This window comes from Agrococcus sp. SL85 (genome assembly GCF_026625845.1).
Taxonomy (GTDB): domain Bacteria; phylum Actinomycetota; class Actinomycetes; order Actinomycetales; family Microbacteriaceae; genus Agrococcus.
Genome location: NZ_CP113066.1, coordinates 1,663,748 through 1,688,388, shown reverse-complemented (window position 1 = coordinate 1,688,388; position 24,641 = coordinate 1,663,748). Strand labels below are relative to the sequence as shown.

The following is a 24,641-nucleotide window of genomic DNA, read 5'->3' as shown; positions in this document are numbered from 1 at the left end:
GTCACGGCCTCCCGGTCATGCGCAGCGACGCGGGCGCACGGCGCGGCTCGGGCAGGCGCAGCGGCTCGGCGCCGGGCGTGATCGCGCCGAGCACGCGCGCGCCGCTCGCCCCCGTCGCGCTCGGCACGCTCGCGGGCACCCCGTGCCACGCGAGCCAGCCGAGGAGCGCCATGAGCACGGCTTCCTTCTCGTCGGCGCCGATGCCGAGCACGGCCGTCGTGTGGACGGGGACTCCGGGCAGCGCGTCGGCGAGCCCGTGCATGAGCACGGGGTTGCGCGCGCCGCCGCCCGAGACGAAGACCTCGTCGGCGCCCGCCGCGTCGAGCGCGTCGGCGACCGTGCGCACGGTGAGGGCAGCGAGCGTCGCGAGCAGGTCCTCCGTCGACGGCGCGCTGCCGCTCGCCGCGATCGTGCGGTCGAGGTAGTCGAGGTGGAACAGCTCCTTGCCCGTGCTCTTCGGCGCAGGCAGCGCGTAGTAGGGGTCGGCGAGCAGCAGTGCGAGCAGCCGCTCGTCGACGGTGCCCGCGGCCGCGAGCCTGCCGTCGGCGTCGAAGCCGCGCGGGTCCGCGCGCTGCGCGACGACGACCGCGTCCATGAGCGCGTTCGCCGGGCCGATGTCCCATGCGAGCACGGGCTGCGTGCCGCCGACGAGGGTCGCGTTCGCGATGCCGCCGAGGTTGAGCGCTGCGGCGCGGCCCGGCCTGCCCGCGAGCAGCAGCGCGTCGAGCGTCGAGGCGAGCGGGGCGCCCTGCCCGCCCGCGGCGACGTCGCGCACGCGGATGTCGGCGAGCACGGGCGCGCCCGTGCGCTCCGCGATCCACGCGGGCTGACCGATCTGCAGGGTGCCGAGCACCGTCGGCCCCTCCGCCCAGTGGAAGACGGTCTGCCCGTGCGAGACGACGAGGTCGATGGGGCCCGCCGCGGCGATCGCGGCGGCCGCGGCCTCGGCGAAGGCCTGTCCGATGAGGGTGTCGAGGCGCGCGACCTCGGCGAGGTCGCACGGCTGCGGCGGCAGCGCGTCGAGCAGCCGCGTGCGCAGGGCCGGGTCGTAGGGGGTCGAGTCGGCGTGCACGACGCGCGCCTCGAGCACGTCGCCGTCGGCGTCGAGGTCGACGACGGCCGCGTCGATGCCGTCGTGCGACGTGCCGGAGATGAGGCCGAGGATGCGCATCAGCTGCCCGCCTCGAGCACGGCGCGCAAGCGGCCGCCTGCAGCGGCGAGCACCGCGCGCGCGTCGTCGGCGCCGAGGCCCCGCGCAAGCATCACGACGGCGACCTTGACGCTCTGCCCGGCCGCCTGCAGCGCGTCGACGGCCGCGGCCCGGTCGACGTGCGCGATCGCGCGCACGATGCGCACGGCCCGCTCGCGCAGCTTGTCGTTCGAGGCGTGCACGTCGACCATGAGGCTCCCGTAGGTCTTCCCGAGCCGCACCATGACGATGGTGCTGAACATGTTGAGCACGAGCTTCTGCGCCGTGCCGGCCTTGAGCCGGGTGGACCCCGTGATGACCTCGGGGCCGACGACGACCTCGATGCCGTGCGCCGCGACGCCGCTGAGCTCGGTGCCCGCGTTGCACGAGAGGCCGACCGCGAGCGCGCCGAGCTCGCCCGCGCGGCGGACCGCGCCGACGACGAACGGCGTGCGGCCGCTCGAGGCGATGCCGACGACCGTGTCGAGCGGGCCGATCGTCGCGGCGTCCATCGCCGCGGCGCCCGCCGACGCGTCGTCCTCGGCACCCTCGACGGCGTCGACGATCGCGGCGGGGCCGCCGGCGATGATCGCGAAGACCTGCTCGGGCGGCGACGAGAACGTCGGCGGGCACTCGGAGGCGTCGAGCACGCCGATGCGCCCGGGCGTGCCTGCGCCGACGTAGACGAGCCGGCCGCCCGCGAGCATCCGCTCGCTCGCGGCCTCGAGCGCGGGCACGATCTGCGGGAGCGCCGCGCGGACCGCGCGGGGGACCTCGGCGTCGGCCTCGTTCATGAGGGCGGCGAGCTCGCCGATCTCGAGCGTGTCGAGGTCGGCGAAGCGCGGATCCATCGCCTCGGTCGTGAGCGAGTCGAGTTCGAGGGTGGGCCGAGCGTTCATCGCGAGCGCCTTCCGGTCGGGTCGAGAGCGTCGCGGAGACCGTCGCCGAGGAGGTTGAGGCCGACGACGAGCATGATGAGCACGGCGCCGGGCGCGAGCAGGGTCCACGGCGCGACGGTGACGAGCGTGCGCGCGTCGAAGATCATCGAGCCGAGCGACGCGGCGGGCGGCGGCGTGCCGAGGCCGAGGAAGCTGAGCGAGGCCTCGGTGAGCACCGCCCACGAGAGCGACAGCGTGATCTGCACGATGAGGATGCCGGTGATGTTGGGCAGCACGTGCCGCAGCATGATGCTCGCGGCGTGCATCCCGGTGGCACGCGCTGCCGCGACGTAGTCGACCTCGCGCAGGGTGAGCACGGGGCCGCGCGTCACGCGCACGAAGATGGGCGTGTAGACGACCGCGATCGCGATCGCGACGGTGAACCACGTGCGCTCGAGCACCGAGGCGAGCGTGAGCGCGAGGAGCAGCGGCGGGAACGCGAAGAGGACGTTCGTGACGCCGCCGATCGCGAGGTCGGTCGTGCCGCGCAAGAAGCCCGCGACGACGCCCGCGAGCGTGCCGACGACCGTCGCGACCGCGACCGCGACGAGCGCGACGAGCGACGAGTTGGCGACGCCGGAGGCGACGCGGGAGAGGATGTCGCGGCCGAACTGGTCGGTGCCGAGCCAGTGCGCGGCGCTCGGCGCCTGCAGCCGGGCGGCGGTGTCCTGCGCCGCGGGGTCGAACGGCAGCGCGCCGGTCGCCGAGAGCACGCTCAGCACGGCGAGGGCGAGCACGAGCGCGCCGCCGACGGCGCCGCTCGGGCTGCGCAGCAGCCGGCCGGCGGTGCCGCTCGCGACGCGGCGCGGCCTCGGCGCCGCGGTGATGGTCTCTGCGGTCATGCGGCACGCACCCTCGGGTCGATGCGACGGTAGAGCAGGTCCGTCAGCAGGTTGACGATGACGAACATCGCCGCGATGACGAGCACGGTGCTCTGCACGACCGCGTACTCGTACTGGTTGATGCCGAGCAGCACCTGCCGGCCGACGCCGGGCAGCGAGAAGATCTGCTCGACGACGACGGCGCCGCCGAGGAGGTAGCCGAACTGCATGCCCGTCATCGTGACGATCGGCACGAGCGCGTTGCGCAGCACGTGCCGCCACTGCAGGCGGCGGGGCGGCACGCCCTTGGCGCGCGCGGTGCGGATGAAGTCGAGGCCGCGCACCTCGAGCACGGCGGTGCGGGTCGTGCGCATGATGGGCGCGGCGATGCCGAAGCCGAGCACGAGCGCCGGCATCGCCATCTGCTGGAGGTTGAGCAGCGGGTCGTCGACGAGGCTCGCGAAGCCGCGGCCGTTGGGGTTGAACCCGAAGCCGGAGGCGGCGACGGCGAGGAGCGTCGTCGCGAGCAGGAAGGCGGGCACGCCGAGGCCCGCGAGCCCGAGGCCCTGGCCGAACCAGTCGCGCAGTGCGTTGGGCTTCGAGGCGGCGAGCATGCCGACGGGCACGCCGATGAGGAGCGCGACGACGATCGCGAGCAGCGCGAGCTCGATCGTGACGGGCAGCGCGGCGGCGGTCATCTCGAGCACGCTCTGCTGCGAGCGCGCGGAGTAGCCGAGGTTGCCCGTGAGGACGGCGCCGATCCAGGTGAAGAACTGCAGGATGAGCGGCTGATCGAGGCCGTAGTACGCCTCGAGCGCCTCGCGCTGCTCGGGGCTGAGCGCCGCGGCCTCGGTGCCGAAGGCCGCGGTGATCTGGTCGCCGGGCAGCGCGCGCAGCATGCAGAAGACGGCGATGGCGACGCCGAGCAGGGTGAGCACGGCGCTGCCGAGCCGGCGCAGGCCCGGGGACGTGCGGATGCGTTGGATCATGGTGCTCCGTCGGTCCGGCCGGGGCTCGCGCCCCGGCCGGAGTCGGTCAATCGATGGTGACGTCGCGCAGGTGCTGCAGCGAGCCGTTGGGCATCGGCACGAAGCCCGACACGCCCTCGGCGGTCGCGGTGTAGTTGAAGCTCGTGAAGAGCCACACCCACACCGCCTGCTCCTCGAGCTCGGCCGACACGTCGGCGTAGATCGCCTCGCGCTCGGCCTGGTCGCTCGACGCGCGACCCTGCTCGAAGAGCGCGTCGAGCGTGTCGGAGCTGTAGCCCGCGACGGCGTTGAGGTTGCCCGTGCTCGTGAAGTAGCGGCCGTACGCGGCGTCGGGGTCGGGCTGCCCGCCGTTGAGCGCGACCGCGAGCTGGAAGTCGCCCGCGACCCAGCGGTCGACGTACGCACCCGACTCGAGCACGTCGAGCTCGAGCGTGATGCCGACCTCGGCGAGCTGCGCCTGGATGTTCTCGGCCTCGGCGACGGCGGTCGAGTACCCACCCTGCATGACGATGGCGCGGAGCGTCAGCCCCTCGCCGACGCCGGCGGCCTCGAGGTAGCCTGCCGCGGCCTCGGGGTCGGCCTGCGGGCACGGGCGCGCATCGGGGTCGGAGCGGAAGGCGGGCGACGTGATCGGGCCCGTCACCTCGCCCTCCCCGAGCGCGGCGGTGTCGAGCACCTCCTGGCGGTCGATCGCGCACGCGATCGCGAGGCGCACGTTGACGTCGGCGAGCGCCTCGTCGCGCGCGTTGAGCTGCAGCGCGTGGTAGCTCAGCTGCGGCGTCTCGGCGATCTCGACGGTGCCGCCGATCGTGTCGGCGACGAGCGCGTCGTCGAAGACGGCCATCTGCACGTTGCCCGACTGGAGCGCCGAGACGATCGCGGCCTGGTCCGGGATGACGCGGAACTCGACGCCGCCGATTGCAGGCGCACCGCCCCAGTAGTCCTCGTTCGCGGTCAGCAGCACGGCCTCGTTCGCGCGGCGCTCGTCGAAGACGAAGGCGCCGGTGCCGACCGGGGCGGCCTCGAGCGCGGCGAGGTCGGCGTCGGAGGGCAGGATCGCGGTCGTCACGGGCGCGAGCTTCGACGGCAGCGCCGCGTCCGGCGTCGAGAGCGTCATCGTGACGGTGCGCTCGTCGGTCGCCTCGATCGCCGTGACCGACGCGAGGTTCGTCGCGGAGACGGCCGCGGTCTCCGGGTCCTGGATCGCCTCGTAGGAGGCGACGACGTCCTCGGCGTCGAGCGTCGAGCCATCCGAGAACACGACGCCGTCGCGCAGCGCGAAGACGACCGAGAGCCCATCCTCCGAGACCTCCCACGATTCGGCGAGGCCCGGCACGACGTTGAGCTCGGCGTCGAGCTCGGTGAGGGTGCCGTAGACGTTCTGGAGCACGTTGATGGCCTGGAACTGCGTCGCGGTCCAGGGCAGCAGCGTATCGACGTCGGTCGTGACGCCGACGACGAGCGGCGCCGTCGATGCGGCGTCGTCGCCGCTCGTCGAAGGCGATTGCGCGCTCGTCGAGCAGCCGGCGAGGACGAGCGCGGTCGTCGTCGCGAGCCCGAGGGATCCGGCGACCAGGCGCCGGGATCGCGGGATGGTGGTCATGGATGCCTCCGGGTCGTGGTGGGTTCCGAGCCGGGGCACCGAGGTGCCGCGACGTTGCGGATGAGCCTACGGATAGAAAGTACACGAAGTGTTGCGCGTATGTAACTTCATTCCGCAACATGCCTGCGGAAACTTGCTTCCGGCTACAGTGACCACGTCGAGAGGAGCGCGATGCGCGTCGCACCCACCCGCCCGCAGCCGGGCACGCTGCTCGTCGAGGTGCGCGGCATCCTGCCCACCCTGCGACCCGCGGAGCGGCGCATCGGCGAGGCACTCCTGCACGACCCCGAGGGCTTCGCGACCCGCTCGATCGCCGAGATCGCCGAGCTTGCGTCGACCTCGACGACGACGGTCGTGCGCTTCACGCGCGGGCTCGGCTACGAGCGCTTCAAGGACCTGCGGCACGACCTCACCGAGCAGAACCTTCGCGAGCGACTCGCCGCCGACGACGGCGGCGCCCTCCCGACCGACATCTCCCCCGACGACGGGATGGAGGAGATCGTCGCGAAGATCGCCCGAAACGAGTCGCTGTCGATCGCCGACACCGCGCACGTCGTCGACGTCGGCGCGCTGGAGCGCGCCGTCGCGGCGATCGACGGCGCCGCCCGCGTCGACCTCTACGGCGTGGGCGCGAGCGCGATCGTCGCCGTGGACCTCCAACGCAAGCTCGCGCGCATCGGCCGCGTCGCGCTCGAGTGGCCTGAATCGCACGCCGCGTGGACGGCCGCGGCCGTGCTCGGCCGGAGCGCGGTCGCGATCGCGATCTCGCACTCGGGCGCGACGACCGACACGGTCGAGTTCCTCCGCATCGCTCGCGCGTCGGGCGCCGTGACGATCGCGATCACCAACCACGAGCACTCGCCGCTCGCAAGCGCCGCTGACGTCGTGCTGCGCACCGCCGCGCGCGAGACGCCGTTCCGATCCGGCGCGCTCGGCAGCCGCATCGCACAGCTCATGGTGGTCGACTGTCTCTTCACAGGTGTCGCGCAAGCGCGCTACGACGACTCCGTCGCGGCGCTGCGCAAGACGCGCGAAGCCGTCGATCAGCGCGCATCCCGCTGACCGGCCCCTGCGTGCACTGGGCCGCCACCTTGGTGACAGTGGCGCTGCGAGCCTGCGCCTCGGCTGGTGTGAGAGCTTGCAGTTGGTCCAGTCAGACGGAACGGGCGCCGAGCCTTCCTGAGCGCTGAAGCACGGCTGCCGCGAAGCACGTTCGATGGCGGAAGAGCCGCCGCAGCGCTCGACGTTGCCGTTCGGCGAGGGGCAGAGAGAGCCGATGAGCAGTTCCTCGCGCCGATCGCAACGACGGCCTCGATGCACTCTCAGGTAGCACCACTACACGAAGGCGTGATCGGTGATCACGGCCTCGACGCAGTCGATGCCCTGCGGGGCAAGTCCTCGGCGGCGCGGGACAGGGAAGCAACGGCGGTCGCGCCGTCCCGATCAGGCAGAGCCTCGGTGCAGGCGAGGCGAGGGTGGGCGTCCGCCGAAGCATGGACGGAGTCGCGGCCGATCTCGCGCCCACGGGCCTGTTCTGAACCGCTATCGGCGCACCAGCCGTCGGGGCCCGCGCCCCAGCCGAGCTCCGTCACGTCGACGTGCGCGAACCCCGGACGATCGCGCTCGTAGCTGTGCGCGCTGGCGCAGACCGCGGGGACGCTGCGCCTGTGACGGACCGCAGGACGCCAGCGCTGACGTCTTGTGGCGGGCAAAGATTCGCAGGCAGGGACGCGAGTGGCTGTCGAGAGCCCGGTCGATTCTTCGGTGGCAGGGAGCGGGCTTCCAGCACTGCGACCTCCCGCTCCGAGCTCGTTCAGCTCGCCTACCACCTCGAGCGGTCGATCGGCCGTCGACGCTGCGTGCACGGGACCGCCGAACCCAACGCTGCGCGCTCTGCCGCGAGTCTCTCAGCTCGGCCGCGACATGCGCGGCCGACGGGCCCTGCGCGACACGTTCAACAGACAACGACCGTCCGCACGGCAACAGCCGACGAGCTACTTGCAACACGCGAACCTGCGAGCGGCGCGCGAACCAACCAGCTCCGCTCACCCGGCGATTCTCTTCCTCACGAGCGCTCGACCGTCGACCAGATCGCGGCAGAGTGCACCACACGCAGCCGCTGGACGCCGAGCCCGCGCGCGACTTGCGAGGTGCGATCGGCGCGCAGCAAGGTGGCGATCAAACGCGCAATGGGGACGGCGAGGATCGCGAGCCCTCCATGTAACCCTTACACCGGGGCGACGCCGATCGGCACCAGTGCCACGATGGCCCCGACGCACATCGCCGTTCGAGGCCCGGGCATCCGTAGCTTCAGCGGCGGCAACCTCCAAGTCGTCGTCGGAATCGTCGCGCCCGCGCGACTCCCATGGGCGATCGCCGTTGGACGTGGGCCTCCGCGCCGGGCGCTCCAACCCGGGAGCCGCCGGCCCACGCGCCTGACTCTGGGGCGAGACCCTCGAGACTATGGCCAAACGGAGCACTGGATGCCGTGCACACGCGCCCGGAGAAGCGAAGAGCCCCCGCGATCGCGGGGGCTGCAGAGCTGGGGTACCTGGACTCGAACCAAGAACAAAGGTACCAGAAACCTCCGTGTTGCCAATTACACCATACCCCAATGGTCACTCGCCGAGGCGGGCGAACCAAGAGTCGAGCATAGCCGACGCACGGCGCTCGCGCGAATCGAGCCGCCGCCCGGCGGGTCTCGCCCGCAGAGCCGTCAGCGCGTCTCGAAGGAGTAGCTGACGACGCAGAGGCCGTCGCCCGTGCAGTCGACGCGGCCGCTCACGGGCATGGCCATCGCATCCCCCGCGGGGATCTCGAGGGAGGCGGGCTGCCCCTGGCGCACGGCCTCGGCCGCGCGATCCGTGAACGCCTCGAGGTCGGCGTCGTCGATCTGCCAGCCGAAGGCCTCGACGCCCGTCTCGACCGCGCGCATGGCCGAGGGGAACTCCGCCCAGCCCACCGGGGAGCGCTCGGCGTCGATCCGCTGCACGACGCCGCCGCTCGTCGTGGCGGTGACCGACGACATCATCTCGCGGAAGTAGCCCTGGCCGTCGAGGCCGCCGCCCTGCCCGCGGAAGGCGGTGGTGTCGAGGAAGCCGTAGCCCGGGGCGATGACGGCCTCGGCGTTGGCCGGCATGCCGAGCGCATCGGCCGTGAGCGGCAGCTCGGAGAGGTTGAGCGTCACCACCTGGTACTGCACGGCGTAGGCCGTGCCGGCCTCGCCGAACTGCGTCGTGTTCGTGGCCGAGACCTCGTCGGGGTCGGCGGGCCGCGGCGTGCCGAGGCCGCCCGCGAGCAGCACCTGCGTCACGACGAACGTGCCGGCGATGAGCGCGACGCCCGCGACGGGCAGCACCCACTGCAGCACGCGCCTGCGGCGTGCCTTCCGCTCGGGCGCGGTGAGCTCGCGCGGCGCGGCCTCTCGGTCCTCGACGATCGACATGGCGGCCTCCCTCGGTCGCCCCAGGCTACCCCGCCCCGCCGACGCGCGACCTGCCGATCTCCTGCGCCCCGGCCCCGGAGGCGGGGCTGCAGACGAGCGGAGGGTCAGCGGCCGCGCGCGATGAGGTCGCGGTTGATGACCGAGGCGGCCACGGTGCCCTCGCCCGCGGCGACCGCGAGCTGGCGGAAGCCCGGCGTGATGTCGCCCGCGGCGTAGACGCCCTCGACCGAGCTGCGCTGCGCGCGGTCGACCACGACGAGGCCGTCCTCGTCGGTGTCGACGCCGAGGCCCTCGACGAAGCCGAGCTGCGGGTGCCACCACGGACGCACGAAGCCACCGGTGCGCTCGCTGCGCCGCCCGTCCTCGAGCACGATAGCGCGCATCCCCTCGCGGTCGCCCTCGATCGCGGCGATCGGGCTGCGCACGAGCGCGACGCCGTGCTCCGCGAGCCGCGCCTCGCCCGCCTCGTCGATCACCTCGGCGCCGTTCGTGAAGACGGCCAGGTCGTCGGTGTGGCGGCGGATGACCATCGCGCGGTCGACGAGGTCGAGCGTCTCGCCGATGAGCGCGAGCGCCTGGCCGCGCTTGTCGTAGCCGTCGCAGTCCATGCACGAGTGCAGCGAGGTGCCGTACCAGGGGCGCACGTGCTGCGAGGCCGGCAGCGTCTCGCTGAGGCCCGTGGCGATGAGCACCGCGGCGGCGCGCAGCTCGCCCTCGGCCCGCGAGCCTGGCTGCTCGGTCTGCACGAGGAATCCGCCGTCGACGTGCGCGACCTGGCGCACGAGCGTGCGGTCGTGCTGCACGGTCGGGTAGCGCAGCACCTCCTCGCGGCCGAGCTTGCGCAGCTCGAGCGGCGAGGAGCCGTCGCGCGTGATGAAGCCGTGCGACTGCAGCGTCGCCGCGTGGCGCGGGCGGTTGGAGTCGAGGAGCGCCACGGTGCGCTGCGCGCGCGCGAGGTTCAGCGATGCGGCGAGGCCCGCGGGCCCGGCGCCGATGACGACGACGTCGACGTCCACCTCCGCCCCCATCCCTCAGGCGACGGCGGCGAGCCGGTCGATGCGGGCGAGGGTGGAGGCGCGGCCGAGCAGCTCGATCGACTCGAACAGCGGCGGCGAGACGCGACGGCCGGTGACGGCGACGCGCAGCGGCGTGAAGGCGAAGCGCGGCTTGATGCCGAGCCCCTCGACGAGCACCTCGCGCAGCGCCGCCTCGATCGAGGCCGCGTCGAACGCCTCGAGCTCCGCGAGGGCGCGGCGCGATGCCTCGAGCACCGCGTGGGCGTCGTCGCCGAGGCCCGCCACCGCGTCGGCGTCGTGGCGGATGTCCTCGTCGTCGAGGAAGAGGAAGCCCAGCATGTCCTCGGCCTGGCCGATGAGCTGCATGCGCTCCTGCACGAGCGGCGCCGCCTGCGCGAGCAGCGCCCGCTGCTTGTCGGTGGGCGGGCCGTCGAAGACCTGCCCGAGGTAGGGCTCCAGGCGCGCGGCGAAGTCCTCGGGGGCGAGGAGGCGCACGTGGTCGCCGTTGATCGACTCCGCCTTCTTGGCGTCGAAGCGCGAGGGGTTCGGGTTGACGTCCTCGACGTCGAAGGCCGCGATGAGCTCGTCGCGGGTGAAGACGTCGCGGTCGTGCGAGATCGACCAGCCGAGCAGCGAGAGGTAGTTGAGGAGGCCCTCGGGGATGAAGCCGGCCTCGCGCAGCAGGAAGAGGTTCGACTGCGGGTCGCGCTTCGAGAGCTTGCGGTTGCCCTCGCCCATGACGTAGGGCAGGTGGCCGAAGCGCGGGATCGCGGCGACGACGCCGATGTCGGCGAGCGCGCGGTAGAGCGCGATCTGGCGCGGGGTCGACGAGAGCAGGTCCTCGCCGCGCAGCACGTGGGTCACGCCCATGAGCGCGTCGTCGACGGGGTTCACGAACGTGTAGAGCGGGGCGCCGTTCGGCCGCACGACGACGAAGTCGGTGAAGGAGCCGGCGGGGAACGTGATCTCGCCGCGCACGAGGTCGTCGAACGAGAGGTCCTCGTCGGGCACGCGGAGGCGCAGGCTGGGCCGGCGGCCCTCGGCGCGGAGCGCCTCGCGCTGCTCGTCGGTGAGGTCGCGCTCGAAGTTGTCGTAGCCCTGGCGCGGGTCGCGGCCCGCGTCGCGGTTGCGCTGCTCCATCTCCTCCGGCGTCGCGAACGACTCGTAGAGGTGCCCGGCGGCCGTGAGCCGCTCGATGATGCCCGCGTAGATCTCGCCGCGCTGCGACTGGCGGTAGGGCGCGTGCGGGCCGCCGGTCTCGACGCCCTCGTCCCAGTCGATGCCGAGCCAGCGCATCGCCTCGAGCAGCTGCTCGTAGGACTCCTGGCTGTCGCGCGCGGCGTCGGTGTCCTCGATGCGGAAGACGAGCTTCCCGCCGTGGTGGCGCGCGTAGGCCCAGTTGAACAGGGCCGTGCGGATGAGGCCGACGTGCGGGGTGCCGGTCGGCGAGGGGCAGAAGCGGACGACGACGTCGCTGCCGGTCGCCGTCGAGAAGGGGACGCTCATGATGGCTCCATCCTAGGCGTGGGACGATGGATCCGATGCCCGCCGCCGATCCCGTGACCGACCTCGTCGCCCGCCTCGAGCGCGGCGTCGTGGCGTCGCGGCGCCGTCGGCGCGATGCGATCGCCGAGGTGGAGGGCGACCTCCGCGAGGCCGTGGCGGCGCGCGTCGCACGGGGCCAGGCCGGCCCGGAGGCCGCGCGTGCGGTCGTCGCCGAGTTCGGCGATCCGGCCGCGATCGCCGCGGAGCTCTCGCGCGAGCTGCTCGCCGACCTCGGGCGCCGCTACTCCCCCGCCTCGGCGGCCGGAGCGGGCCTGCTCGTGGTCGCGTGGATCGCGGGCATGACGACGCTCGCGGGCATGCCCGGCTTCCGCGTGCCGACCGACGTGGCCTGGATGCTGCCGCTCTCGCGCGCGCTCGACGTGCTCGCCCCCGTCGTGGTCGTGGCGGCCGCCGTGGGCTGGCTCGCGATCCGCCGCGCGGGCTCGATCGCCGCGCTCGTCGCGGTCGCGGCGCTGCAGGCTCGCCCTCGCGGCCGTGCTCGTCGCCGGAGCCGTCGCGATGGCCGTGGCGCTGCCGGTGCCCGCCGGCGGGCAGGCCGTGCTCGCGGCCCTCGTGCTGCTCACGGTCCTCGTGGGCTCGGGGATCGCCGCGGGGGCCGCGGCGCTGCTCGCGCGGTTCGCGGGCGTGCGGCTCAGGCTCGCGCCGCGCCGAGCACGCGCGTGATGATCGACGCCGTCGCCGTCCACTCGTCGCGCTCGCTCGCGAGCGCGCGCTCGCCGGAGGGCGTGAGGCGGTAGACGCGCTTCTGCCGCCCCTCGGCGGCCCACTCCCCCTCGATGTGGCCGCGGCGCTCGAGGCGCTTCAGCGCCGGGTAGACCGTGCCGCTCGGGAAGTCGAGCTCGCCGCCGGAGCGCTCGCGGATGCGCTCGATCGCGCCGTAGCCGTGCACGGGGCCCTCGGCGAGGACCGAGAGCAGCATCGCGTCGACGTGGCCGCGGAGCGCATCGGGGGAAGCCATGGGGGCACTCTACCGGTCGACAGGCTCCATATGCAGACAGACTCCACAAGCGGCGCGATCCGGCGCCCGGGGCGAGCGACGCGGAGCGTCGCGCCCCGGGCGCCGGATCGATCGCGCGCTGCGGCTCAGGCGTGCGCGACGACGGGGTTGCGCAGGGTGCCGACGCCCGGCACCTCGACCTCCACCGTCTGGCCCGCGGCGAGCGGACCGACGCCCTCGGGCGTCCCCATGAGCACGACGTCGCCGGGCAGCAGCGTCATCGCCGCCGTGATCCACGTGAGCACCGCGGGCACGTCGAAGATCCAGTCGCTCGAGACGCCGTCCTGCCGCACCTCGCCGTCGACGCGCGTGATGACGCGCAGCGACGACCAGTCGGGCTCCGTCTCGATCGCGGGGCCGAGCGGGCAGAACGTGTCGAAGCCCTTCGCGCGCGCCCACTGCCCCTCGCGCTGCTGGAGGTCGCGGGCGGTGACGTCGTTCGCGACCGTCACGCCGAAGACCGCGTCGAGCGCATCCTCGGGCGTCAGCCGACGCGCGACGCGGCCGATGACGAGCGCCACCTCGCCCTCGAAGTGGATGCTCTCCGACTCCGGCGGCAGCACGATCGCGTCGCCGGGGCCGACCACCGAGGTGTTGGGCTTGAAGAACACGAGCGGCTGCGTGGGCACGTCGTTGCCGAGCTCGGCGGCGTGCTTCGCGTAGTTGCGCCCGACGGCGACGACCTTCGAGCGCGGGATCACGGGCGCGAGCAGGCGAGCCTCGGCGAGCGGGATGCGCTGGCCCGTGGTGTCCCACGAGCCGAGGATCGGGTCGCCGGTCAGCTCGACGAGGGCGTCCTCGTCGACGACGCCGAAGCCGATGCGGTCCTGGTGCGCGAAGCGCGCGACCCGCATCAGCGGGCGCCCGTCAGCTGGACCATCCAGCCGTGCGGGTCCTCGGCGCGGCCGTACTGCAGGTCGGTGAGGCGCTTGCGCAGCGCGAGCGCGACCGGGCCGGCGGGCGCATCCGGGTCGCCGATGGTCTCCTCGGTGCTCTTGAGCGCCGCGATGGGCGTGAGCACCGCGGCGGTGCCGCACGCGAAGGCCTCGGTGATCGATCCGTCGGCGACGCCCTCGCGCCACTCGGCGAGCGTCACCGGGCGGCGCTCGACACGGTGGCCGTCGTCCTCCGCGAGCTGCAGCAGCGAGTTGCGGGTGACGCCGTCGAGGATCGACTCGGAGTCGGGGGTGACGAGCGTGCCGTCGGCCTTGACGAGCACGACGTTCATGCCGCCGAGCTCCTCGAGGTCGGTGCCGCCCTCGTTCAGGAAGAGCACCTGCGCGCAGCCGTTCGCGACCGCGATCTGCGTCGGCAGGAGGCTCGCGGCGTAGTTGCCGCCGCACTTCGCGGCGCCCGTGCCGCCGCGGCCGGCGCGGTTGTACTCGCGCGAGAGCCAGATCGAGACAGGCTGCACGCCGCCCGTGAAGTAGGGGCCCGCGGGGCTCGCGATCACCATGAAGCGCACCGTCTGCGCGGCGCGCACGCCGAGGAAGACCTCGTTCGCGATCATGAAGGGCCGCAGGTACAGCGAGTCCTCGCCGCCCTCGGGCACCCAGGCCTCGTCGACCTCGACGAGCCGCCGCACGGCCTCGAGGAAGAGCTCCTCGGGGATCTGCGGCAGCGCGAGGCGCGCGGCCGAGCGCTGCATCCGCTTGGCGTTCTGGTCGGGGCGGAAGGTCCAGACGGAGCCGTCGGCGCGGCGGTAGGCCTTCATGCCCTCGAAGATCTCCTGGCCGTAGTGCAGCACGGCGGAGGCGGGGTCGATCGCGAGGGGCCCGTACGGCTCGACGCGCGCGTCGTGCCAGCCGCCGTCGACGGTCCAGTCGATCGAGACCATGTGATCGGTGAAGTGCTTGCCGAAGCCGGGCGCCGCGAGCACGGCCGCGCGGGCCTCGTCGCTCGCGGGGCGCTCGGAACGGGTGAGCGCGAACTCGAGGGTCATGCCTGCTCCTTGGATGCTCGGATGCGGTCGACGATCGCGTCGCCGACCTCGGTGGTGGTGCGGCGCCCCTCGCCGCGCGCGTCGACGTCGGCGTCGACGGCGTCGCGGATGCGGGCGGCCGCCTCGGGGTGGCCGGTGTGCTCGAGCAGCAGCGCCGCCGAGAGGATCGCCGCGGTCGGGTCGGCGACGCCGGTGCCCGCGATGTCGGGCGCGGAGCCGTGCACCGGCTCGAACATGCTCGGGAACGTGCCCGAGGGGTCGAGGTTGCCGGAGGCAGCCATGCCGATGCCGCCGCCGACGGCGCCCGCGAGGTCGGTGAGGATGTCGCCGAAGAGGTTGTCGGTCACGATCACGTCGAACCGGCTCGGCCGGTCGACGAGGAAGATCGTCGCGGCGTCGACGTGGAGGTAGTCGACCGAGACCCCGGGGTGCTCGGTGGCGACCGCATCGACGATCCGCCGCCACAGGCCGCCCGCGTGCACGAGCACGTTCGTCTTGTGCACGAGCGTCAGCCGCTTCGAGCGCCGCTCGGCGAGCTCGAACGCGAAGCGCACCACGCGCTCGACGCCGAATGCCGTGTTGACGCTCGTCTCGTTGGCGACCTCCTGCGGCGTCCCCGCCCGGATGGCGCCGCCGTTGCCCACGTACGGGCCCTCGGTGCCCTCGCGCACGACGACGAAGTCGATCTCGCCCGGCGCCCGCAGGGGGCTCTGCACCTTGGGGTGCAGCTTCGTGGGCCGCAGGTTGACGTGGTGGTCGAAGGCGAAGCGGAGGCCCAGCAGCAGGCCGCGCTCGATGATGCCGCCCGCGAGCCTCGGGTCGCTCGGGTCGCCGCCGACGGCGCCGAGCAGGATGGCGTCGTGCCCCCGGAGCGCCTCGAGCGTCGTGGGCTCGAGCACCTCGCCGGTCTCGAGGTAGTGGCCCGCGCCGAGCGCGTACTCGGTCTCGACCACCTCGACGCCGTCGACGGCGGCGCGGATCGCCTTCCGGGCCTCGGCCGTCACCTCCGGTCCGATCCCGTCGCCTGCGATGACCGCGAGCCGCAGCTGCTCCACGCTTCCTCCCTCGGGCGCACCGCGTGCGCGTCGAAACCTCCGGGCGCCGCACCCGCGCGGGCCGTGGCTCCCCAGCCTAGCCACGCGGGCGCTCCCGACCGACGCTCAGCGACCCGGGGTACGGTCGCGCGAGCGGTCGCCCGAGCCCGGGCGGCCCCACTACCGAACGGAGAGACGCATGAGCATCGGCTTCGGCATCTTCCTCATGGCCGTCGGCGCGATCGTCGCCTGGGCGCTCCCCGGCATCTGGGAGGTCGAGGGCGCCAACTGGACGCTGATCGGCTACATCCTGCTCGCCGCCGGCGCGCTCGTCACGCTCATCGGCATCATCATGGCCGCGCGCTCCGGCCGCACCTCGCAGGTCACGCGCTCCGCGATCGACCCGGAGACCGGCACGCGCGTCGAGCGCACCGAGCGCCGCGACGACGTGCTCTGACCCTGACGACGGACGGCGCCGCACCCTGACGGGGCGGCGCCGTCCGCCGTCTGCGGGGCTACGCCCGCCGCAGCGCCCGCAGCGCGACGACGATCGCGGCGAGCACGAGCGCGGCACCCGCGAGCGAGGTCCAGAGCGCGCCGTGGTCGAAGGCCGTGCGCGCGGCCTCGGCGACAGCGGCGCCGAGCTCGCCCTGCACACGGTCGGCCACGTCGAGCGCGCCCGCGAGGGTCTCCCGCGCCGCGGAGGCGTCGGCGGCCGCGAGCCCTTCGGGCAGCTCGATCGTCGAGCGGTAGACCGCGCTGACGATGCCGCCGAGCACCGCCGTGCCGAGCACGGCGCCGAGCTCGTAGGCCGTCTCGGAGACCGCGCTCGCGGCGCCCGCCTTCGCGGGCGGGGCGGTCGAGACGACGATCTCGTTCGAGAGCGTCTCGGCCGCGCCGATGCCTGCGCCGAGCAGCAGGTAGGCGACCGCCACGAGGAGCGGCGTCAGGTGCTCGCCCGAGATGGCGACGAGCAGGTAGCCGGCGACCGAGCTCGAGAGGCCGATCGCGATGACGACGCGCGCGGGCAGGTGCCGCACGATCCGCACGACGCCGAGGCCGGTCGCGACCATCGCGATCGTGCCGGGCACGAGCAGCAGCGCCGCGTCGAGCGTCGACATCCCCTCGACGAGCTGCAGGTGCTGCGTGAGGAAGAAGAGGGCGCCCACGAGCGCGACGACGCTCAGCAGGTTGATGGCGATCGCGCCCGAGAACGCGGGGATGCGGAGCAGGTCGATGTCGAGCATCGGCGTCGCGGAGCGCTGCATGCGGCGCACGAAGGCGATGCCCGCGACGACCGACGCGACCACGAGGGCGAGCGCGACGAGGTCGGGGCCGTCGACGGCGACGTGCTTGATGGCCGCGGCGAGGGCGCCGAGCGCGACGATCGAGAGCGCGATGCCCACGAGGTCGATGCGGCCAGGGTTCGGGTCGCGGCTCTCGCGCACGAGCAGCGGCGCGAGCACGAGCAGCGGCAGCAGCACGGGGACGGCCATGAGGAAGACCGAGCCCCACGCGAAGTGCTGCAGCAGGACGCCGCCGACGGTCGGGCCGATGGCGCTGCCGACCGAGAAGGCCGTCGCCCAGACGGCGATCGCGAGCCGCCGCTGGTCGCGGTGCTGGAACGTGGAGCGCAGGAGCGAGAGCGTCGAGGGCATGAGCATCGCGCCGAAGAAGCCGAGCGCGGCGCGGGCGGCGATGAGCGCCTCCGCGGTCGGCGCGAAGGCCGCGAGCGCCGAGACGAGGGCGAAGCCCGTGGCGCCGATGAGCAGCATCCGGCGCCGCCCGAAGCGGTCGCCCATGCTGCCCATGGCGACGAGGAGGCCCGCGAGCACGAGCGCGTAGGCGTCGACGAGCCAGAGCTGCTGCGCGGCGTCGGGCTCGAGCGCGAGCGCGATCTGCGGCAGCGCGAAGGCGAGCACGGTGTTGTCGATCGACACGAGCAGCACCGGAAGCATGAGCACGGCGAGCGCGACCCACTCCCGCGCGCCTGCGCGGGGCGCGGTCGACTCGTCGGTGCGGGGCAGCTGGCCGGTCTGCATGGTTCCTCCTCGTGCTCGTCGGTGCGAGGGGGCGCACCGACCCGCCAACTGTACCGTCTGGACGGTTTTCTGGCAACGCTATGCTCGCCGCATGGCCAGGGTCGGATCGGGCAACGCCCGCGAGCAGCTGCTCGACGCCTACGAGGCGCTGCTCATCGAGGAGGGCGAGCGCGCCGCCACCGTGCAGGCGGTCGCCGCGCGCGCCGGGGTCTCCAAGGGCGGGCTGCTGTACCACTTCGGCTCGAAGGCCGAGCTCGAGACCGGCCTCATCGAGCGCTTCCGCGTGCTCGCCGAGCAGGACGTCGAGGCGCTGCGCGGCGCCGACGACATCGTCGGCACCTTCCTGCGCACTTCCGTCGCGGAGGGATCCGGCTTCGACCGCGCGACCGTCGCGATCGTGCGCCTCGCGCAGCTGCCCTCCGGCGGGGCCGCCCGCGCCGCGATGCAGGCCGTCGACGACGCCTACGCCGCCGCGCTCTCCGCCGCGCTCGGCGACGAGGAGATCGCCCACGCGATCGTGCTGATGTCCGACGGCGTCTATCTGCGCTCGGCCCTCGGCGCGCTCGAGCCGGGTCGCGCCGAGGCCGAGGTCGAGCGCCTCATCGCCGTCGCGCGGCGCCTCGGCGCGTGACGCGCCGGGCGCCGCGCGGGCCGCGCGCGGCGCGTCGTTAGGCTGGATCGGCGCGGCGGGTCCGAGCGCCGCGCGGAGGGGCCTGCCGTGTCGATCGAGGACATCACCCGCCGCGAGGCGATCGCCGAGTACGAGGTCGTCGGCCGGGCGCCGGAGCCAGACCTCGAGGGCCTCGTGCAGCTCGCCGCCACGCTCTGCCAGGTGCCCCGCGCCGTGATCAACATCATCGACGACCGCGCCCAGCACCAGATCGCCGCCTTCGGCTTCGCGCCCGACATCTGCTCGCGCGAGGACTCGATGTGCGCGAAGGTCTTCCGGGAGCACGGCCACACGGTCGTCAGCGACGCCCGCGACGACGACCGCTTCCGCCACAACCCCTTCGTCACGGGCGAGATCGCGAGCGTGCGCTTCTACGCCTCGAGCCCGCTCGTGACGCCCGACGGCATCCCCATCGGCACCCTCTGCGTCTTCGACGAGGAGGTCGGCGAGCTCAGCGACGCCGACAGCCGCGGGCTGGCGCTCCTGGCCCACCAGGCCGTCGACGTGCTTGAGCTGCGTCGCATGACGCGCGAGCTGGGCCGCTCGAACGAGTCGCTCTCGCAGTTCGCCGGGCAGGTGAGCCACGACCTCCGCAACCCGCTGACGGCGCTCGCAGGCTTCCTCGAGCTGGCGGCGGACTCCCCCGAGCTCGTCGACGCCCCGAACGCCGCGCGGGCGCTCGCGCGCGCCGAGGCAGCGACGGCGCGGATGTCGGCGCTCGTGGAGGACCTCCTCGACTACGCGCGGATCGGCGGCGGGCACGCCCGCCGGCCCGTCGACCTGGCGGAGGTCGCCGCGGCGGTCGTCGACGATCTCTCGGCGCCGCTGACGGCCTCTCGCGCGACGCTGGAGGTCGATCCGCTGCCCGTGGTGCTCGGCGACGAGACGCTGCTGCGGGCGCTGCTCCAGAACCTGCTCGCGAACGCCGTGAAGTTCTCGTCGGCCGGGGGCCGCGCGCCGCGCGTCGCCGTGCGCTGCGACGAGCTCGAGGGCGGCTGGCGCGTGCGCGTCGACGACGACGGCCCGGGCGTGCCGGAGGCCGAGCGCGAACGCGTCTTCGGCCTGCTCGCGCGCGGCGACGGCCGCGACGAGGACGGGCTCGGCATCGGACTCTCGACCTGCCGGCGGATCGTCGACGCGCTCGGCGGGCGCATCGGCATCGACGAGTCCCCGCTCGGCGGGGCGAGCGTCTGGTTCCTGCTGCCGGAGTGAGGCCGGCCGTCCGGCCGGGGTGCAGCCCGGTCGGCGCTGCTCCGGGCTAGCGCGCCGCGATGATGGCGGCGAGCTCGGCGGGCTTCGACCACATCGGCCAGTGGCCCGTGGGCAGGTCGACGACCGCGAGCGCCCGCTGCTCGTCGAGGCCGCGCAGGAAGCCGGCGCCCTGCTCGGCGTAGGCGCGGTACTCCTCGCCCGAGAACGCGGTGGCGACGAGGGTCTGCGGCACGTCGAGGCGGCGCTCGTCGCGCAGCGCGGCGGGGTCGCGCACCGCGCCCGCTGGCTCCGTGACGGCGCGCTCGCGGAACTCGGCCAGCTGCTCGTCGGTGAGGTCGCGCATCGAGCCGCCCTCGAGCTCCTCCTCCCACGCGGCCTCGAGCGGGAGGCCGTCGCCCTCGAGGCCGGGATCCATCGCGTGGCCGTCGACGACCGGGCAGGTGTCGACCCACACCGCGTGGCGCACGGCCTCCGGCCGGCGATCGAGCGCGATCGTCGCGGGCGCGGCGGCGCCCGAGTGCGCGACGAGCACGGCCGGGCCGTCGCCCATCGCATCGAGGATCGCGGCCGCGTGGTCCTCGAGCGTCACCTCGCCGCGGGCCGGATGGTCGGGCTCGAGGCCCGGGAGGGTGAGTGCGACGACCTCGCGGCCCTGCTCGCGCAGGATGCCGGCGACCTCGTCCCAGGCCCAGGCGCCCAGCCAGAAGCCGGGCACGAGCACGATGCGCCCGGTGCCGGCGCCCTCCGCGCGGTCGGGCTGCGTCCGCTCCGCCCCCTGCGGCGCCGATCCGGTCGGCGGTGCGGTGCCCTGCGGCGAAGCTGCGCCCTGCGGCGATGCGGCGTCCTGCGGCGATGCTGCGTCCATGCCCCGACGCTAGCCCTGCCCGCCCACTCGCTCCCAGGACTGCTTCCGCTCCGCCGCCGCCTCCGCCCTGCGCTTCGGGATCCGCCGCCCCAGGACCCGGCGCCGTCCCTGACCTGCCCCGACCGCTCGTGCGTGGCGGCGAACGGCCCCGAGTGGCGGCGTTCGGCCCCGAGTGGCGGCGAACGGCTGAATTTCAGCGCCAGAGTCGACCGTTCGACGCCACTCATCGCCAGAAGCCGCCACTCACGACGGGTGCTCGGGACGCGGGACGCAGGAGCACGGGAACGCTGCGGCATGGGGCAGGCGGGCACCGCGGCACCAGCAGGCGGGCACCGCGGCACCAGCAGGCGGGCACCGCGGCACGAGCCGCAACGCGCGGCGGCATGGGCAGGCCGACGCGGCGGCACGGGGCAGCAGGCGCAGCGGCGCAGCGCCGACGGCGCCGAGGACCGCTCCCGGAGCGCGCAGACGCCGACGGCGCCGACCCCCGGAGGGGCGGCGCCGTCGCGAGCGCGCTGACGTCAGAGCGGGCGGATCTCGATCTGCCGGATGGCCGTCGCGGCGATCGAGGCGCCGAGCTGCTCGACGAGCGCCTCGGGCGCCGCCTGGTCGATCGTGATGATCGAGAGCGCCGTGCCGCCGGCCTCGGTGCGCGCGATCTGCATACCCGCGATGTTGATGGAGGCCTCGCCGAACGCGCCGCCGTACAGCGCGACGATGCCGGGCCGGTCCTCGTACTCCATGACGACGAAGTGCTCGGCCATCGGCACCTCGACCGACTGCCCGTTGACCGCGACGATCTTCTCGACCTGCTTCGGGCCCGTGAGCGTGCCCGCGACCGACACTCGGCGGCCGTCGCTCGTCGCCGCGACGACCTCGACGACGTTGCGGTACTCGTCGGAGCGCTCGTCGGCCGAGAGCGCGGACGAGACGCCGCGCGACTCCGCGATGACGGGCGCGTTCACGAACGTGACCTGCTCGGAGACGATCGTCGAGAAGAAGCCCTTGAGCGCCGCGAGGCGCAGCACCTTCACGTCGTAGCCCGCGAGCTCGCCGTGCACGTGCACGTCGACGGACTCCACCGGTCCCGCGGCGAGGCCGGCGAGGAACTGCCCGAGCTTCTCGGCGAGCGGGATGCCGGGGCGCACGTACTCGTCGATGACGCCGCCCGCGACGTTCACCGCATCCGGCACGAGGTCGCCCGAGAGCGCCAGTCGCACCGAGCGCGCGACGGCGATGCCCGCCTTCTCCTGCGCCTCGTCGGTCGAGGCGCCGAGGTGCGGCGTGACCTGGATGTTCGGGGCCGAGGTGAGCGCGTCGTCCTTCGGCGGCTCCGAGACGAAGACGTCGATGCCGGCGCCCGCAATCCGCCCCTCACGCAGCGCCGTCGCGAGCGCGGCCTCGTCGATGATGCCGCCGCGCGAGGCGTTGACGATGCGCAGCGACGGCTTCGCGAGCGCGAACTGCGCCTCGCCGATGAGACCGACCGTCTCGGGCGTGCGCGGGATGTGGATCGTGATGAAGTCGGCCTCGGCCATGAGCTCGTCGAGGCTGCGCAGCTCGACGCCCAGCTGGGCGGCGCGCGCGGGGCTCACGAAGGGGTCGAAGGCGATGAGCCTCGTGCCGAACGCCGCGAGGCGCTCGGCGACGAGCACGCCGATGCGGCCGAGGCCGACGATACCGACGGTCTTCTCGTACAGCTCGACGCCCGTGTACGCGGAGCGCTTCCACTCGCCGCGCTTCAGCGAGGCGTCGGCGGCCGGGATGTGGCGGGCGAGGCCCAGGAGGTGCGCGATCGCGAGCTCGGCGGCCGAGACGATGTTCGAGGTGGGCGCGTTCACGACCATGACGCCCGCGGCCGTCGCGGCGGGGATCTCGACGTTGTCGAGCCCGACGCCCGCGCGAGCGATGACCTGCAGCTTCGGGGCGTGGCCGAGGGCCTCCGCGTCGACCTTCGTGGCGCTGCGCACGAGGATGGCGTTCGCATCGGCGAGCGCCGCGAAGAGCGCCGGGCGGTCGGTGCCGTCGACGTGCCGGACCTCGAAGTCGGGGCCGAGGGCGTCGACGGTGGCGGCCGAGAGCTCCTCGGCGATCAGGACGACGGGCTTGGACATGCAGGACTCCTCGCGTGGGGCGGCGGATGCGGGCGCAGCACGTCGTCGTGCCGTCGTCCAGCCTAGCGAGCCGGGCGTGCCGTGACGCGGCGGGAGACGCGCGGCGTCATGCGCGCGCGGCGGGCGCGGCGACGCTCCCAGCCGGCGCGCGGCGGGCGCGGCGAGGATGCACCCGTGCTGATCGTCACCTCCAACGAGATCCCCGGCTTCCGCGTCCTCGCCGTCCAGGGCGAGGTGATGGGGCTCACGGTGCGCAGCCGCGACGCGGCGACGAACTGGGTGGCGGGCTGGCGCGCGATCGGCGGCGGCGAGATCCCCGAGTTCACGCAGATGCTCTACGAGGCCCGCATGCAGGTGATGGGCCGGATGGTCGACGAGGCGCAGCGGCGCGGCGCGAACGCGATCCTCGCGATGCGCTTCGACGCGAGCGAGATCGCCACGCAGTGGACCGAGATCTGCGCCTACGGCACCGCCGTGGTCGTCGAGGCGATCCCCGCGGGCGAGCCGGGCGCGACGCCCCAGTCGGCGGACCTCGCGCGGCAGCAGCGTCCGCCCGCGGGCGGCTTCGCACCGCCCGCGGGCGTGCCGCCGGTCGAGGGCGGCGCCCCCGATCCGTTCGGCATGCCGCCGCGCTGATCGGGCCGATGCCGCACCCGCCGCGGCGGGTGGGAGGATGGAGGCGATGGACGCCTTCTCGATCGCGCAGCTCGTGCTGCGCATCCTCCTCGCCGTCGCCTTCGTCGCGATGGGCGCCTCCCACTTCGTGCCCCGCGTGCGGCGCACGATGGCCGCGATGATCCCCGCCGGCATCGCCGGCCCCGAGCGCCGGCGAGCGCTGCCGCTCGTGACGATCTCCGGCGTCGCCGAGATCCTCGGCGGCCTCGGGCTGCTCGCGCCCTGGTGGGAGGTGCGCTTCGCCGCCGCGATCGGCATCATCGCGCTGCTCGTCGCGGTCTTCCCCGCGAACGCCGAGGCCGCGCGCGACCCGCGGCGCTTCGGCGCCGCCGCCGTGCCGATCGTGCCGCGCGCCATCGGCCAGGTGGTGCTCGGCGCGCTCGTGCTCGTCTCGGTGATCTGAGCCCCGCCCCGCTCTGACCCGGCCTGCCCTGCCCGGCGCCGAGCGGTCGCGCGCGGCCGCTCGAACCGCCGCGGGAGGACCATCCGTGACCGCTCGGTGCGCGCGAGCGGCGGCAGCGACCGCTCGGTGCACGCAGGCGGCGGCAGCGGCCGCTCGGTGCGCGCGGGCGGCGGCAGCGACCGCTCGGGGACGCGCGGACGGCGCCGCTCAGCCGCCGAGCGCGGCGACGGCGATCTGGCGCGCGAGCCTGCTCGGCCAGCAGGCTCGTCTGCGCGCTCACCGCGAGCGCGAGCAGCAGGATGCCGGCCTTCGCGACGATGCGGCGGCCGCGGCCGAGCACGAGGGCCGTCCCCAGCAGCAGCCCCGGCAGCGCGACGCCGGCGACCAGCAGCCACCACGGGATCGCGGCCCCGATGTCGGCGCCGATGTAGAGCAGCGGCAGCTGCTGCAGGTTCGTGACGGCCTCGACGGTGTCGTAGACGAACGCGAGCGCGAAGAGGAACCCGACGATCCAGGCGTCGCCGGGGCGCTCGGCCCGACCCTCGGCCGCCGCGTCGGTCGTGGCGGCCGCGTCCGGCTCGGCGCCCGGCTGCGGCTCGGTCCCGTCGCGCTCCACGGCGGGCTCCTCCCGCTCCTCGGCGCTCATGCGAGCATCCCCGCGACGAGCGGCCAGGGGGCCGTGACGACGATGCCGGCGAGCCACCAGGGCGCGCGACGACGTGCGGCGACGAGGCGGTCGACCACGAGCCACCACAGCACGGGCCCGATGGCGGCCAGCAGCTCGCCGAGCTGGTACATCGCGAGGCCGATGAGGCTCGGCTGCTGCACCGGGTTGGCCACGACGATGACGATCCAGCCCGCGGTCGCGGCGACGGCGAGCGCGAGCACGAGCCAGCGAAGCGGCTGCGAGCCCCGCTCGCGCGGCGTCACGGGCGCGACGACCGCGGCGGGAGCGACCTCGGGCGCATCCTCCGGGGACGCGCGATCGAGGTCGTCGTCCCCCTCCCAGCGGAGGGCGTCGTCGTCGCGGCTCACCCGATCGAGCCTACCCGTCGACGCGGCGTCGCATCACGTTCAGGTTAGGCTAGCCTTACCTACGGCTCCGACGTCCCGGAGCGCC

23 protein-coding genes and 1 tRNA gene are annotated in these 24,641 nt (G+C 74.1%); 7 read left to right on the top strand and 17 right to left on the bottom strand.

The window, feature by feature from the left end:
* Position 1: 1 nt before the first annotated feature.
* The 5 genes from OVA14_RS08370 to OVA14_RS08350 are packed head-to-tail and all read right to left on the bottom strand — an operon-like array spanning position 2 to position 5,540.
* Positions 2-1,171 (bottom strand): anhydro-N-acetylmuramic acid kinase, encoded by a 1,170-nt coding sequence (locus OVA14_RS08370; RefSeq protein ID WP_267503464.1) that lies wholly within the window; start codon positions 1,169-1,171, stop codon positions 2-4.
* Positions 1,171-2,088, bottom strand: coding sequence for an N-acetylmuramic acid 6-phosphate etherase (murQ, locus tag OVA14_RS08365; RefSeq protein WP_267503463.1), 918 nt, complete (start codon positions 2,086-2,088; stop codon positions 1,171-1,173). Before murQ ends, OVA14_RS08370 begins: the two co-directional genes overlap by 1 nt.
* Positions 2,085-2,969, bottom strand: a complete 885-nt coding sequence (locus OVA14_RS08360; RefSeq protein ID WP_267503462.1) for an ABC transporter permease — start codon at positions 2,967-2,969, stop codon at positions 2,085-2,087. The genes murQ and OVA14_RS08360 overlap by 4 nt, the downstream gene beginning before the upstream one ends.
* Positions 2,966-3,937 (bottom strand): ABC transporter permease, encoded by a 972-nt coding sequence (locus tag OVA14_RS08355; protein ID WP_267503461.1) that lies wholly within the window; start codon positions 3,935-3,937, stop codon positions 2,966-2,968. The genes OVA14_RS08360 and OVA14_RS08355 overlap by 4 nt, the downstream gene beginning before the upstream one ends.
* A gap of 46 nt (positions 3,938-3,983) precedes the next feature.
* On the bottom strand, positions 3,984-5,540 hold the full coding sequence (locus tag OVA14_RS08350) for an ABC transporter substrate-binding protein (protein ID WP_267503460.1): 1,557 nt from the start codon (positions 5,538-5,540) through the stop codon (positions 3,984-3,986).
* 171 nt (positions 5,541-5,711) lie between these two features.
* Between OVA14_RS08350 and OVA14_RS08345 the strand changes: the two genes are divergently transcribed.
* Positions 5,712-6,602 (top strand): MurR/RpiR family transcriptional regulator, encoded by an 891-nt coding sequence (locus OVA14_RS08345; protein WP_267503459.1) that lies wholly within the window; start codon positions 5,712-5,714, stop codon positions 6,600-6,602.
* 1,480 nt (positions 6,603-8,082) lie between these two features.
* Here OVA14_RS08345 and OVA14_RS08340 read toward each other — a convergent pair.
* The 4 genes from OVA14_RS08340 to gltX all read right to left on the bottom strand — a co-directional run bounded on the left by OVA14_RS08340 (position 8,083) and on the right by gltX (position 11,507).
* Positions 8,083-8,154 (bottom strand) — tRNA-Gln (locus tag OVA14_RS08340).
* A gap of 102 nt (positions 8,155-8,256) precedes the next feature.
* Entirely contained in the window at positions 8,257-8,985 is a 729-nt protein-coding gene (locus tag OVA14_RS08335; RefSeq protein ID WP_267503458.1) for a hypothetical protein, read from the bottom strand.
* A 104-nt stretch (positions 8,986-9,089) separates the two neighbouring features.
* The gene (locus OVA14_RS08330) at positions 9,090-10,001 is read right to left on the bottom strand and encodes an NAD(P)/FAD-dependent oxidoreductase (RefSeq protein ID WP_267503457.1); all 912 of its coding nucleotides are present in this window, start codon (positions 9,999-10,001) and stop codon (positions 9,090-9,092) included.
* A gap of 15 nt (positions 10,002-10,016) precedes the next feature.
* Complete coding sequence (gene gltX, locus OVA14_RS08325) at positions 10,017-11,507, bottom strand: glutamate--tRNA ligase (RefSeq protein WP_267503456.1); 1,491 nt, start codon at positions 11,505-11,507, stop codon at positions 10,017-10,019.
* A 26-nt stretch (positions 11,508-11,533) separates the two neighbouring features.
* Between gltX and OVA14_RS08320 the strand changes: the two genes are divergently transcribed.
* Positions 11,534-12,304 (top strand): permease prefix domain 1-containing protein, encoded by a 771-nt coding sequence (locus tag OVA14_RS08320; RefSeq protein ID WP_267503455.1) that lies wholly within the window; start codon positions 11,534-11,536, stop codon positions 12,302-12,304.
* On the opposite strand, the gene OVA14_RS08315 is transcribed toward OVA14_RS08320, so the two are convergent.
* The 4 genes from OVA14_RS08315 to OVA14_RS08300 all read right to left on the bottom strand — a co-directional run bounded on the left by OVA14_RS08315 (position 12,199) and on the right by OVA14_RS08300 (position 15,561).
* Complete coding sequence (locus OVA14_RS08315) at positions 12,199-12,525, bottom strand: PadR family transcriptional regulator (protein ID WP_267503454.1); 327 nt, start codon at positions 12,523-12,525, stop codon at positions 12,199-12,201. The two genes, OVA14_RS08320 and OVA14_RS08315, sit on opposite strands and share 106 nt — an antisense overlap.
* 125 nt (positions 12,526-12,650) lie before the next feature.
* Positions 12,651-13,418 (bottom strand): fumarylacetoacetate hydrolase family protein, encoded by a 768-nt coding sequence (locus tag OVA14_RS08310; protein WP_267503453.1) that lies wholly within the window; start codon positions 13,416-13,418, stop codon positions 12,651-12,653.
* Positions 13,418-14,506 carry a branched-chain amino acid aminotransferase gene (locus OVA14_RS08305; protein WP_267503452.1) on the bottom strand — a complete coding sequence of 363 codons (1,089 nt, stop codon included), beginning with the start codon at positions 14,504-14,506 and terminating at the stop codon, positions 13,418-13,420. Before OVA14_RS08305 ends, OVA14_RS08310 begins: the two co-directional genes overlap by 1 nt.
* Positions 14,503-15,561 carry a 3-isopropylmalate dehydrogenase gene (locus tag OVA14_RS08300; protein ID WP_267503451.1) on the bottom strand — a complete coding sequence of 353 codons (1,059 nt, stop codon included), beginning with the start codon at positions 15,559-15,561 and terminating at the stop codon, positions 14,503-14,505. Before OVA14_RS08300 ends, OVA14_RS08305 begins: the two co-directional genes overlap by 4 nt.
* 178 nt (positions 15,562-15,739) lie before the next feature.
* Between OVA14_RS08300 and OVA14_RS08295 the strand changes: the two genes are divergently transcribed.
* Positions 15,740-15,997 (top strand): DUF6458 family protein, encoded by a 258-nt coding sequence (locus OVA14_RS08295; RefSeq protein ID WP_267503450.1) that lies wholly within the window; start codon positions 15,740-15,742, stop codon positions 15,995-15,997.
* A gap of 58 nt (positions 15,998-16,055) precedes the next feature.
* Here the strand turns inward: OVA14_RS08295 and OVA14_RS08290 are convergent, their stop codons facing one another.
* Positions 16,056-17,582, bottom strand: coding sequence for an MFS transporter (locus tag OVA14_RS08290; protein ID WP_267503449.1), 1,527 nt, complete (start codon positions 17,580-17,582; stop codon positions 16,056-16,058).
* Between the two features lie 91 nt (positions 17,583-17,673).
* Here OVA14_RS08290 and OVA14_RS08285 point away from each other — a divergent pair, with 91 nt between their 5' ends.
* Both OVA14_RS08285 and OVA14_RS08280 read left to right on the top strand, forming a co-directional pair.
* Entirely contained in the window at positions 17,674-18,213 is a 540-nt protein-coding gene (locus tag OVA14_RS08285) for a TetR/AcrR family transcriptional regulator (RefSeq protein WP_267503448.1), read from the top strand.
* Positions 18,214-18,300: 87 nt separating this feature from the next.
* Positions 18,301-19,464 carry a sensor histidine kinase gene (locus OVA14_RS08280; RefSeq protein WP_267503447.1) on the top strand — a complete coding sequence of 388 codons (1,164 nt, stop codon included), beginning with the start codon at positions 18,301-18,303 and terminating at the stop codon, positions 19,462-19,464.
* A gap of 46 nt (positions 19,465-19,510) precedes the next feature.
* Here OVA14_RS08280 and OVA14_RS08275 read toward each other — a convergent pair whose 3' ends face one another.
* Both OVA14_RS08275 and serA read right to left on the bottom strand, forming a co-directional pair.
* The gene (locus tag OVA14_RS08275; protein WP_267503446.1) at positions 19,511-20,329 is read right to left on the bottom strand and encodes an alpha/beta fold hydrolase; all 819 of its coding nucleotides are present in this window, start codon (positions 20,327-20,329) and stop codon (positions 19,511-19,513) included.
* Positions 20,330-20,850: 521 nt separating this feature from the next.
* Positions 20,851-22,443: a phosphoglycerate dehydrogenase gene (serA, locus tag OVA14_RS08270; protein WP_267503445.1), complete on the bottom strand. Its 1,593-nt coding sequence runs from the start codon at positions 22,441-22,443 to the stop codon at positions 20,851-20,853.
* A gap of 174 nt (positions 22,444-22,617) precedes the next feature.
* On the opposite strand from serA, the gene OVA14_RS08265 reads away from it, so the two are divergent.
* A complete protein-coding gene (locus OVA14_RS08265) occupies positions 22,618-23,079 on the top strand; it encodes a YbjQ family protein (protein ID WP_267503444.1) in 462 nt (153 codons plus the stop codon).
* 46 nt (positions 23,080-23,125) lie between these two features.
* Positions 23,126-23,521 carry a DoxX family membrane protein gene (locus OVA14_RS08260; RefSeq protein ID WP_267503443.1) on the top strand — a complete coding sequence of 132 codons (396 nt, stop codon included), beginning with the start codon at positions 23,126-23,128 and terminating at the stop codon, positions 23,519-23,521.
* A 642-nt stretch (positions 23,522-24,163) separates the two neighbouring features.
* Here OVA14_RS08260 and OVA14_RS08255 read toward each other — a convergent pair.
* Positions 24,164-24,556 (bottom strand): hypothetical protein, encoded by a 393-nt coding sequence (locus OVA14_RS08255; protein WP_267503442.1) that lies wholly within the window; start codon positions 24,554-24,556, stop codon positions 24,164-24,166.
* Positions 24,557-24,641 lie beyond the last annotated feature (85 nt).

Coding starts and splice junctions, on each gene's coding strand:
- OVA14_RS08370 (WP_267503464.1), bottom strand. CDS start 1,171: ATGCGCATCCTCGGCCTCATCTCCGGCACGTCGCACGACGGCATCGAC.
- murQ (WP_267503463.1), bottom strand. CDS start 2,088: ATGAACGCTCGGCCCACCCTCGAACTCGACTCGCTCACGACCGAGGCG.
- OVA14_RS08360 (WP_267503462.1), bottom strand. CDS start 2,969: ATGACCGCAGAGACCATCACCGCGGCGCCGAGGCCGCGCCGCGTCGCG.
- OVA14_RS08355 (WP_267503461.1), bottom strand. CDS start 3,937: ATGATCCAACGCATCCGCACGTCCCCGGGCCTGCGCCGGCTCGGCAGC.
- OVA14_RS08350 (WP_267503460.1), bottom strand. CDS start 5,540: ATGACCACCATCCCGCGATCCCGGCGCCTGGTCGCCGGATCCCTCGGG.
- OVA14_RS08345 (WP_267503459.1), top strand. CDS start 5,712: ATGCGCGTCGCACCCACCCGCCCGCAGCCGGGCACGCTGCTCGTCGAG.
- OVA14_RS08335 (WP_267503458.1), bottom strand. CDS start 8,985: ATGTCGATCGTCGAGGACCGAGAGGCCGCGCCGCGCGAGCTCACCGCG.
- gltX (WP_267503456.1), bottom strand. CDS start 11,507: ATGAGCGTCCCCTTCTCGACGGCGACCGGCAGCGACGTCGTCGTCCGC.
- OVA14_RS08320 (WP_267503455.1), top strand. CDS start 11,534: ATGGATCCGATGCCCGCCGCCGATCCCGTGACCGACCTCGTCGCCCGC.
- OVA14_RS08315 (WP_267503454.1), bottom strand. CDS start 12,525: ATGGCTTCCCCCGATGCGCTCCGCGGCCACGTCGACGCGATGCTGCTC.
- OVA14_RS08310 (WP_267503453.1), bottom strand. CDS start 13,418: ATGCGGGTCGCGCGCTTCGCGCACCAGGACCGCATCGGCTTCGGCGTC.
- OVA14_RS08305 (WP_267503452.1), bottom strand. CDS start 14,506: ATGACCCTCGAGTTCGCGCTCACCCGTTCCGAGCGCCCCGCGAGCGAC.
- OVA14_RS08295 (WP_267503450.1), top strand. CDS start 15,740: ATGAGCATCGGCTTCGGCATCTTCCTCATGGCCGTCGGCGCGATCGTC.
- OVA14_RS08290 (WP_267503449.1), bottom strand. CDS start 17,582: ATGCAGACCGGCCAGCTGCCCCGCACCGACGAGTCGACCGCGCCCCGC.
- OVA14_RS08285 (WP_267503448.1), top strand. CDS start 17,674: ATGGCCAGGGTCGGATCGGGCAACGCCCGCGAGCAGCTGCTCGACGCC.
- OVA14_RS08275 (WP_267503446.1), bottom strand. CDS start 20,329: ATGGACGCAGCATCGCCGCAGGACGCCGCATCGCCGCAGGGCGCAGCT.
- serA (WP_267503445.1), bottom strand. CDS start 22,443: ATGTCCAAGCCCGTCGTCCTGATCGCCGAGGAGCTCTCGGCCGCCACC.
- OVA14_RS08260 (WP_267503443.1), top strand. CDS start 23,126: ATGGACGCCTTCTCGATCGCGCAGCTCGTGCTGCGCATCCTCCTCGCC.